This window comes from Amycolatopsis kentuckyensis (assembly GCF_002155975.1).
GTDB lineage: Bacteria > Actinomycetota > Actinomycetes > Mycobacteriales > Pseudonocardiaceae > Amycolatopsis > Amycolatopsis kentuckyensis.
The window spans coordinates 1-7,685 of record NZ_MUMI01000780.1 but is presented as its reverse complement, the minus strand read 5'-3'; the positions used below and the strand labels follow the sequence as shown (position 1 = coordinate 7,685).

General features: G+C 71.9%; 11 protein-coding genes. 4 read left to right on the top strand and 7 right to left on the bottom strand.

Annotated features, from left to right (window positions below; all coding sequences use genetic code 11):
• Window positions 1–58: 58 nt before the first annotated feature.
• Window positions 59–613 carry a hypothetical protein gene (locus CCN39_RS47750; protein ID WP_086853798.1) on the bottom strand — a complete coding sequence of 185 codons (555 nt, stop codon included), beginning with the start codon at window positions 611–613 and terminating at the stop codon, window positions 59–61.
• A gap of 25 nt (window positions 614–638) precedes the next feature.
• Window positions 639–1,928, bottom strand: coding sequence for an NAD(P)/FAD-dependent oxidoreductase (locus tag CCN39_RS47745; RefSeq protein ID WP_086853796.1), 1,290 nt, complete (start codon window positions 1,926–1,928; stop codon window positions 639–641).
• A gap of 171 nt (window positions 1,929–2,099) precedes the next feature.
• Between CCN39_RS47745 and CCN39_RS47740 the strand changes: the two genes are divergently transcribed.
• Entirely contained in the window at window positions 2,100–2,468 is a 369-nt protein-coding gene (locus CCN39_RS47740) for an STAS domain-containing protein (protein WP_086853794.1), read from the top strand.
• A 43-nt stretch (window positions 2,469–2,511) separates the two neighbouring features.
• Here CCN39_RS47740 and CCN39_RS47735 read toward each other — a convergent pair whose 3' ends face one another.
• From CCN39_RS47735 to CCN39_RS47725, 3 genes are read right to left on the bottom strand one after another with little or no spacing between them, the layout of a single operon-like run.
• Window positions 2,512–2,778, bottom strand: a complete 267-nt coding sequence (locus CCN39_RS47735; RefSeq protein WP_086853791.1) for a DUF4235 domain-containing protein — start codon at window positions 2,776–2,778, stop codon at window positions 2,512–2,514.
• Window positions 2,775–3,080: a DUF3618 domain-containing protein gene (locus tag CCN39_RS47730; protein ID WP_086853789.1), complete on the bottom strand. Its 306-nt coding sequence runs from the start codon at window positions 3,078–3,080 to the stop codon at window positions 2,775–2,777. Before CCN39_RS47730 ends, CCN39_RS47735 begins: the two co-directional genes overlap by 4 nt.
• Window positions 3,077–3,490 (bottom strand): phage holin family protein, encoded by a 414-nt coding sequence (locus CCN39_RS47725; RefSeq protein ID WP_086853788.1) that lies wholly within the window; start codon window positions 3,488–3,490, stop codon window positions 3,077–3,079. Before CCN39_RS47725 ends, CCN39_RS47730 begins: the two co-directional genes overlap by 4 nt.
• Window positions 3,491–3,624: 134 nt before the next feature.
• On the opposite strand from CCN39_RS47725, the gene CCN39_RS47720 reads away from it, so the two are divergent.
• Together CCN39_RS47720 and CCN39_RS47715 are read left to right on the top strand one after the other, a co-directional pair.
• On the top strand, window positions 3,625–4,086 hold the full coding sequence (locus CCN39_RS47720; RefSeq protein WP_086853786.1) for an SRPBCC family protein: 462 nt from the start codon (window positions 3,625–3,627) through the stop codon (window positions 4,084–4,086).
• A gap of 160 nt (window positions 4,087–4,246) precedes the next feature.
• Window positions 4,247–4,714: a hypothetical protein gene (locus tag CCN39_RS47715; RefSeq protein WP_086853784.1), complete on the top strand. Its 468-nt coding sequence runs from the start codon at window positions 4,247–4,249 to the stop codon at window positions 4,712–4,714.
• 66 nt (window positions 4,715–4,780) lie between these two features.
• Here CCN39_RS47715 and CCN39_RS47710 read toward each other — a convergent pair whose 3' ends face one another.
• Entirely contained in the window at window positions 4,781–5,581 is an 801-nt protein-coding gene (locus CCN39_RS47710; protein ID WP_086853782.1) for a GAF and ANTAR domain-containing protein, read from the bottom strand.
• Window positions 5,582–5,622: 41 nt separating this feature from the next.
• The gene (locus CCN39_RS47705) at window positions 5,623–6,144 is read right to left on the bottom strand and encodes a hemerythrin domain-containing protein (RefSeq protein ID WP_086853780.1); all 522 of its coding nucleotides are present in this window, start codon (window positions 6,142–6,144) and stop codon (window positions 5,623–5,625) included.
• Between the two features lie 125 nt (window positions 6,145–6,269).
• On the opposite strand from CCN39_RS47705, the gene CCN39_RS47700 reads away from it, so the two are divergent.
• On the top strand, window positions 6,270–7,685 hold a 1,416-nt coding region (locus tag CCN39_RS47700), incomplete at its 3' end, for a CYTH and CHAD domain-containing protein (RefSeq protein WP_086853778.1).

The following is a 7,685-nucleotide window of genomic DNA, read 5'->3' as shown; positions in this document are numbered from 1 at the left end:
ACCGGGCCGACTGGGCCGACTGGGCCGACCGGGCCGACCCGACCCGGACCGGGCGCTGCTACTCCAGGCCGAGGGCCGAGCGCACCGCCGTGACCACGACTGGGTGGCCGAGCGGCAGGGGCGGCGGTACCCGGTCCTCCGGGCTTTCGCTGCTCGATGCCACGACCCGCACCTCCGTTCCCGCCTCGCGCAGCTTGGTCACCACGTCGTCGTGCTCGGCCAGCCAGGCTTCGTTGGCCTCGGCTGCGTTGTCGGAGGTGAGGAACGCGTCCGAGGCCGGGTCGACCAGCAGCAGGTGCTGTGCCGCGCCCGGGTGCCGCTCGACGAGCTGCAGGGCCTCCGCCGCGAACGGGCCGCTCGCCACCACCGCGATCTCGGGATCTTCGGGGCCGGCGTCGCCGAGGAGGTCGTCGGCTTCGGTCAGGGCGCCGCCGGCGGGTACGCGGCACCAGAACACGGCTCGCTTCTCCGTCAGCGGGCGCCAGGTCGCGGGCAGCTCGTCGTGCTTCGCGGCGCCCGCCGGGTCCAGCACGATCACCTTGGGGCCCGACGGGTCCCCGGCGGTCACCACGGCCGGGCCTTCGGAGCGGACGGGTTCGGGTTCGGCGGGCATCGGTTTTCCTTCCACGAAAAAGGATTCAGCGGCGGGGGAGTTCCGGGCTGTCCGTGTCGAGCGGCACGGCCCCGGAGCGGACGAGTCCCAATTGGACGGTCTGGCGGCCGGTCAGCGCCTCCAGGACCCAGTCGGCGGCCGTGCGCACGCGGTTGCCCGGCATCGCCATGAGGTGGTAACCGCGCGTCACCGCCTTCGCCGGCCGCCCGGACAGCGGGATGTGCAGCGGGTTCGCCGCGGCCGCACCGGCGCCGAGGTCGACGACGAAGCCGAGGTCGTGGTGGCGGTAGGTGCCGCGGCGGCCGTACCCGAGCGAGGCCGCCACGTTGCGCCCGGCGAGCTTGCCCTGCCGCTCGGCGTGCTGCGCGGTCATCGCGGTGTACTGGCCGGGGCGGGTGAGGTCGGGCACCGCGGCCGCGTCGCCGCAGGCGAAGACGTCGTCGCGGCCCGGCACGTTCAGCTGCTCGGTGACCACGAGCCTGCCCTTGGCGGTCTCGAGCCCGAGGTCGGCCACCAGCGGGTCCGGCCGCACGCCGACGCACCACACCAGCGTGCGGGCCGGCACGGCGTCGCCGTTGGTCAGCGTGACGCCCTTGGCGTCGGCGTGGTCGACCGACGTCTTCATGAGCACCTCGACCCCGCGGGCGCGCAGCACCTCGTCGGCGGTCCGGCCGAGCCGCTTGTCCAGCTCCGGCAGCACCCGCTCGGCGACGTCCAGCAGCAGCCAGCGGATCTGCTGCCCGGCCAGTTCGGGGTGGCGGGCGGCGAGCGCCGCGGTGAACGCGGGACCCTGCGCGGCGACCTCGGTGCCGGTGTAGCCGGCGCCGACCACCACGAACGTGCAGCGGGCGTCCCGCTCGGCCGGGTCTTCGGCCGCGGCGGCCAGCTCGATCTGCCGCGTGATGTGGTCACGCAGGTAGAGCGCTTCCGGCACGCCGCGGAAACCGTGCGCGTATTCCGGCACGCCCGGGATCGGCAACAGCTTGTTGACGCTGCCCGCGGCCAGCACCAGCCGGTCGTACCCGATCCGGTGCTCGTTGTCCTCGGGATCGGTGTAGGTGACGTGGCGGGCGTCGAAATCGACACCCGTGGCCATGCCGAGCACGAGGCGGACCCCGCGCAGCGTTTCCGGAATCGAAACCGCGACCCGCCGCGGGTCCAGGATCCCGGCCGCCACTTCGGGCAGCAACGGCAGGTAGAGGAAGTAATCCGTCGGGTTCAGCACGACGACTTCGACGTCTTCGCCGGCTTCCTTCCTGAGGCTCTTCGCCGCGTGGTAACCGGCGAAACCGCCGCCGACGATCACGACACGCATGGAACTCCTTCCGGGGCCGGATATCCGTCCCGAACGGATTACCCGAGGTCGGAGCCGGGAAACCCGCGGGGTTGACCTCAGAGCGCAGGGGCGTACGGTCAGGGGTGTTGGCTGTTGTTCAGACACGTGCTCCGGTCAGCGCCCCTGCAACGCTGGGATCGAAGGAGCGCCATGTACGACTGTTTCCGCACGATCTACGAACCCTCCGGCCTCACCGTCACCACGACCGAACGGCCGGGCGGGATCACCGTGCTCACCCTGGTCGGCGACATCGACGCCGCCACGGTCGGCACGCTCGACGAAGCCCTCGCCACCGGCGGGCGGCTGATCGTCGACCTGACCCGGGTGGCCTTCCTGAGCTGCGCCGGCGTCCGGTCGCTGCTGCAGGCGCACGCCCGCACCGAACTCGCCGTCGTGCTCGGCGGCCACGCGGTCACCCGTTCGCTGGAAGCCACCGGAGCCGACCTGGTGCTGAAGATCCACCCCGCCGTCCGGGCCGCGCTCGTCGGCCTGACCCCGGAGCCCGGCCGGGAGGCGTGACCGCCGCGCGGACCCGCCTCCCGCCGCCGTCCACTGTGTACAGTCAGTCGTCGCCGGGCCAGTCGCCGGTCGCCTTGCGGTAGCCGACGGCGCCGGCGCGTTCGGTGGCGGCCTTGACGGCTCCGAAGATCGCTCCCTGCACCGCCGCCGCGATGACCACCTGCCGCCAGGTGTAGTCGCGGTCGGTGGCGTCGGGAGCGTCGTCTTCCCCGGCCACCCGGCTCCAGACCTGCTTGAACACCTGGCCGGCGAGGATGCCGCCGAGGGCACCCACCACCCAGCTCAGCGGTTTGTAGAGCGCTTTGTTCACGAGTTCCTCCGGCGCAGGATCAGGCGGATCAGGATCAGCAGGCCCAGCACGCCGGCGAAGACCGGGACCGGGTTGGCGCGGACGGCGTCGGCGCCCTGGCGGAACTTGACCGCGGTCGGCTCGTTCGTCACGTCGGCGACCTTCGCGGTCGCCTGGTCGAGCTTTTCGTCGACGTTCTCCTTGACCCTGGTCTTCACGTCGAGCTTCTGCCCGAGGGCCTCCAGGGTCTCGGTGAGCTCCTCCCGGGTGGCGTCCCGGTCGAGCCGCGCCTCCTCGGCGTTCTTCGGGAAGTCCCCGCTCATGTCCGCACTCCCTGCTTCACGGTGTCCACGTCTTCGCGGACGCCGCTGATCGCTTCTTCGGGCACCGGTGGCACCCCCTGCGTCACTTCCTTCTTGCCGACCAGCGCCGCGATGCCGGCGACGACGAACAGCGCGACCGCGACGATCACCGCCGCCAGCCAGCCGGGCACGACCAGCGCGAGGGCCAGCACGGCCGCCGCGACCAGCGTGCCGGCCCCGAGGAACGCGAACAGCCCCGCGGCGCCGAACAACCCGGCGCCGAGGCCCATCTTCTTGCCCTTGCGCTGCAGTTCGAAGACCGCGAGCCGCATCTCGTCCCGGACGAGCCGCTTGACTTCGTCGGTCAGGTCCGTCACCAGTTCGCCGACCGAGCGGTCGGAAGCCGGTTTCTTGTTCACCTCTTCGATCACCGAACACCTCCTTGCCTGGCCGCCGTGTACCCGGCTCCGGGCTGTGTCAACCGCGCCGGGTTTGTCCGCCGGTGCGCCGGGTAGCCGATGTGTTGCCTCAACGACGAGCACCGACCATCGACGAGGAGGAGTGCATGAGCACGATCACCGAAATCGTGGACGTGGAAGTCCCCGTTTCGACCGCGTACAACCAGTGGACGCAGTTCGAGGAATTCCCGCAGTTCATGGAGGGCGTCGAAGAAATCCGTCAGGTGGACGCCACCCACACCCACTGGGTGACGCGGTTCGGTGGCGTGACGCGCGAATTCGACGCGACGATCACCGAGCAGCACCCCGACGAGCGGGTCGCCTGGACGTCGGACTCCGGCCCGGACCACGCCGGGGTGATCACCTTCCACCGGCTGGACGACTCGCACACGCGCGTGACCGCCCAGATGGACATCGACCCGGAGGGTTTCGCCGAGAACGTCGCCGACAAGCTCGGCGTGCTCGACCGCCGGGTGAAGGGCGATCTCAAGCGGTTCAAGGAGTTCATCGAGCAGCGCGGCCGGGAGACCGGCGGCTGGCGCGGTGACGTGGACCGCCCGGGGCGCTGAAGCCCGAGGGGCACCCGTCCGGGGTGCGTTGCCGCGGCGGGGCGGATCAGCCGCCCCGCCGCGTTCCGCGTCCCGGGCTCTCCCCGCGTGACGGCGGCGTTTCCCTGCGCGACCTGCCGGGTATTCCTCCGGCAAGGTCCCCCAGGAAGGAGCGTCCGGCATGACCACGAACGCGTACCTGTCGTTCCTCGCGATCGGCATTGCGCTGGTCCTGATAGACGGGCAGATCATCTACCGCAGCGGCCGCCGGTACCTGGAGAACTCCTACGGCGACCCCGCCGCGGGCGCTTCGATGACCCGCCTGGTCACGGTGCTGTTCCACCTCGCGACGCTGGGGGTGCTGGCGCTCATCTCGACCATCAACATGGGCGGGAGCGACCTGCCCGGCGTGGTCGGGCGGATCGGTGTGCTGCTGCTGATCCTCGCCCTGGCCCACGCGATCACCCTCGGCGCCCTGGCCCGCATCCGCGGTGAGCAGGAAGTGGAGGCGGTCGTCCAGCGCGGCCCCCGGCCGCGGGTGGAGGCGGAGCACCAGGGCACGACGGTCACCCCGGTGCCGGGCCAGGACGGCTCGTACCCGACCGCCAGCCCGTCGCTCGAGAACCGGTCCCCGTACTCGGCCCCGTAAAACGCCGCCGATGACGGCAGCACACCGGAAGCGCCACTTTCGCCGGAAAGTGGCGCTTCCGGCGTGTCAGGCTTCGGAAGCCGGCAGATCGACCTCGGTGTGCCGGGAGGCGAGGGCCTTCGCCAGGTCGGCGAGCTTGACGTTGAGATCCTGGGACGCGCGGCGCAGCACGTCGAAGGCCTCGTCGGCGGAGATGCCGCGCCGCTGCATCAGGATGCCCTTCGCCTGGCCGATGACGTCGCGGCTGTCGACCGCCCGGCGCAGGTGCGCCGACTCCAGTTCGGCCGCGGCGACGGCCTGGGTGTTGGCCAGCGCCAGCGACGCGTGCGTCGCCAGCAGCAGCGCGGTGTCGATCGCCCGCGCGTCGAACGCGCCCGGGGTGCGCGAATAGATGTTGAGCGCGCCGGACAGCCGGGGCGGGCGGACGTCCGGGAGCAGGGCGGTGGCCAGCACCGAGTGGTAGCCGTGGCGGGCGGCGGCCGGGCCGAACGCCGGCCAGCGCGGCTCCCGCGCCAGGTCCTGCGACCAGCCGACGGCCGGGCCGTCCGGCCGGGCCGATTCCACGCAGGGGCCTTCCCGGTGGTCGTACTGCACCTGGTCGAGCCGTTCGGCGATCGGGTCCGTCCCGACCGGGGTGTGGTAGCTGCCGTCGGCGTCCCGCAGGGTGACGCTGACCAGATCGGCGTCCGGGATGAGCGCGACCGCGGCCCCGACGACGAGCTTGAGCACCCCGCCGACGGTCGGCGTGACGTCGAGCAGGGTCCGCGTGAGGTCGGCGAACTGCCGGGCCAGCGGCCCCGGTCCGGGTTCACCGTCCTGCCCGAACCAGGCCCGTTCCCGTGCCCACTCCTCTTCGCCGACGCTCATGGGTCCTCGCTGCCTTCCGGATCGGGGTGCCGACTGTCCATTCAACCCGATGCCGGCTCGCGCAGGGCGGCACGGGCCCGGTCGACGAACCCCGGTCCCGGCCACAGCTGGTCGGCCTGGGGGACCCGGTCGGCGAGGTCCGGGTGCGGCAGCGTCGCCGCCCCCTCCCGGATTTCGAGGACCCGTCTGCCCAGTTCGGCCTGCTTCTCGGGGGAGCAGGTGCGCCCGATCTCGCGCAGGGCCGCGGGTCCTTCCTCCCGGACGTGCCGCCGGACGGCGCGGATCAGCCCGCCCAGCAGGCGCTCGAACCGCGACTCCTGGGGCCCCGCGCCTTCGAGCTGCCGCATCAGGCCGTCCGCTTCGGCGAGGTCACCGTCGCCCTCGAGGTAGCGCTCTTCGGCGACGGAGTGCCGGACCAGTTCCGCGATCAGGTGATCGGCGAGGTCCTTGCGGTTCTCCGGGCTGCCTTGGCCGAGCTCGAGCTCGGTGCAGAGCCGGTCGAGCTCGCGGTGGTCGCCGTCGAGGACGGTCGTCAGGTCGGTTGCGGACTGGTTGCCGTTCATGCACCCTCCTGGTCCGGGGTTCGGGTTGCGGGAACGGATACCCGCTGCTCGGGCGCCGAATCCCGTGTCGGCCGCGCGCCCGCCGGGTACCCATACGGTGAACCCCGGCCCAGGGAGGACGAACCATGGCAGCGCCGTCGCCGGTGACCGAGCGCGAACGCAAGTACGAGATCGTCGCGGGCAGCGGCGTGCCCCGCCTGGTCGGCGTCGGTGGTGTCGAAACCCAGGACGACCCGGTGGAGCACGTGCTCGACGCGTCCTACTACGACACCCCGACGTTCCGGCTGGCCCGCGGCGGCATCACGCTGCGGCGGCGGGTGGGCGGGCCGGACGCCGGCTGGCACCTGAAGCTGCCGGTGTCCGCCGATGAGCGGCAGGAGCTGCAGTTGCCGCTGGGCGGCGACCCGCACAAGGTGCCGGGACGGCTTCGGCGGTTGGTCGGGGCGTACACGCTCGGGGAGAAACTGGTGCCGATCGCGCACCTGCGTACCGACCGGTTCTCCCACCGGCTGGCCGGCGCGGGCGGGCGGACCATCGCGGTGCTCACCGATGACCACGTGACCGGCGAGGCCGGTGGTGCCACCGCGCGGCTGGACGAGTGGCGTGAACTGGAGCTCGAACTGGACCCTTCGGCGTCGCCGGCGTTGCTCGAGGAGTTCGATCGCGCGTTGACCGAGGCCGGAGCTTCCGCGTCGCCGTGGTCGTCGAAACTGCGCCGGCTCGTCGGTGAGCGGGTTCCGGCTGCGCCGCGGCTGGGGAAGAAGCCGTCCGCGGGAGAGGTGGTGCTCGCTTCGCTGCACGAGCACTACGGGCGGTTGCGCCGGGCGGACGTCGGGGTGCGGCTGGACGCCGACGATGCGGTGCACCAGATGCGCGTCGCCGTCCGGAAGCTGCGGAGCACGCTGCGGACCTTCGATTCGATCGTGGAGAGCGGCGGCCTGGTCGGCGAGCTGCAGTGGCTCGGGCGTCAGCTGGCGCCTGCGCGGGACACCGAGGTGGCCGAGGAGCGGCTGCGGGAGCAGCTCGACGCCTTGCCTTCGGAGCTGGTGTTCGGGCCGCTTCGGCAGTTCCTCACCCGGCACTTCGCCCGGGAGGCCGAGGAAGGGCGGACGCGGGCATTGGCCGCGTTGACCGGGAAGCGGTACCTGAAGCTGCTGCGTTCGCTGGATGCGCTGGTGGAGGAGCCGTCGTTGACGCCGAAAGCGCGCAAGCCGGCGAAGGTGGGGCTGCGGAAGCCGGTGCGGAAGGCGGCCAAGAAGCTTCGTCGTGCAGAAGCGGCCGCTCGGGGGCTGGAGGGTGATGAGCTGGGGACGGCCTTGCACGACGTTCGCAAGAAGGCCAAGCGGGCTCGGTACGCCGCCGACACCGTGAAGCCGGCTTATGGGAAGAAGCTGCGTGCCTGGCGGAAGAATGTGAAGGCTGTGCAGAGCACGCTGGGGGAGCATCAGGACACCGTGGTGGGGCGGGAGGTTCTGCGCCGGCTGGCCATTGCCGGGCACGGGGAGGGGCAGAACACTTTTACCTTCGGGATGCTTTATGCC

Coding starts and splice junctions, on each gene's coding strand:
- CCN39_RS47750 (WP_086853798.1), bottom strand. CDS start 613: ATGCCCGCCGAACCCGAACCCGTCCGCTCCGAAGGCCCGGCCGTGGTG.
- CCN39_RS47745 (WP_086853796.1), bottom strand. CDS start 1,928: ATGCGTGTCGTGATCGTCGGCGGCGGTTTCGCCGGTTACCACGCGGCG.
- CCN39_RS47740 (WP_086853794.1), top strand. CDS start 2,100: ATGTACGACTGTTTCCGCACGATCTACGAACCCTCCGGCCTCACCGTC.
- CCN39_RS47730 (WP_086853789.1), bottom strand. CDS start 3,080: ATGAGCGGGGACTTCCCGAAGAACGCCGAGGAGGCGCGGCTCGACCGG.
- CCN39_RS47720 (WP_086853786.1), top strand. CDS start 3,625: ATGAGCACGATCACCGAAATCGTGGACGTGGAAGTCCCCGTTTCGACC.
- CCN39_RS47715 (WP_086853784.1), top strand. CDS start 4,247: ATGACCACGAACGCGTACCTGTCGTTCCTCGCGATCGGCATTGCGCTG.
- CCN39_RS47710 (WP_086853782.1), bottom strand. CDS start 5,581: ATGAGCGTCGGCGAAGAGGAGTGGGCACGGGAACGGGCCTGGTTCGGG.
- CCN39_RS47705 (WP_086853780.1), bottom strand. CDS start 6,144: ATGAACGGCAACCAGTCCGCAACCGACCTGACGACCGTCCTCGACGGC.